At 68.4% G+C, this 655-nt stretch carries 2 protein-coding genes; both read right to left on the minus strand.

Going from position 1 to position 655, the window contains the following annotated elements; genetic code table 11:
* On the minus strand, positions 1-186 hold a 186-nt coding region (locus tag R0J87_RS18345), incomplete at its 3' end, for a hypothetical protein (protein ID WP_498887958.1).
* A 61-nt stretch (positions 187-247) separates the two neighbouring features.
* Positions 248-655 (minus strand): hypothetical protein (locus tag R0J87_RS18350; RefSeq protein ID WP_498887959.1); only part of this gene is annotated, 408 nt, incomplete at its 5' end.

A 655-nucleotide genomic window follows, 5' to 3' on the forward strand; every position in this document is an offset into this window, starting at 1 on the left:
CATGCCGGCCGCGACCTCGACGGCCACCTGCGTCTTGCCGGTGCCCCGGCTCCCCACGAACGCCAGCAGCCCGCCCATCTCGCACGCCTTCTCCGCCTTGAGCACCGATTCCCTGTACCCCGTGTGCTGCCATCGCCGCTCGTCCTTGAGGGCTACGAGGTGCCGCTGCGGCAGCTTGGACGCCACCAGCTTCTCGTGCTGCTCCCGTTCGAGGCGGGCGGCCTTCGCCTCGGCAATGCGGTCGGGGCTAGAGGATGTGGGTGTCGATGCTCTCGTCGAGCCCGTGGGCACTCCCGCTGCTGGCACGCCCTTCTCGCCCAGCCGTCCACCGCCCGAGCTGGCCAATGAACTGGCTGAGGGGGTGGCCCCGGAAGAAGGGCTCCCGGCAGGCGAGGTAGCTGGTGAGGGCGTTCTCGACGCGGGTGGGGTCGTCCCGGCAGGCTTTGAGGGCCGATTTGATGTGGTGGGCGTCTCGCTGGGTGAAGGGCGGTTTCTGTCCATATTGCTCCTCGTAGTGCTTGAACCAGTGGTCGATAAGCCGCTGCACGTGCGGCTGCTTCGCCGGGGTCCGCCGCCGATCTTTCTTCTTGGGCTTCTTCTCGGGCAGCTCCTCGCCCCACAGGCTGCTGTCAGGGCCGACGGCGGCCTCATCGAC

Origin of the sequence: Halomonas sp. SIMBA_159 (assembly GCF_046536035.1) — a bacterium.
GTDB lineage: Bacteria > Pseudomonadota > Gammaproteobacteria > Pseudomonadales > Halomonadaceae > Vreelandella > Vreelandella venusta_A.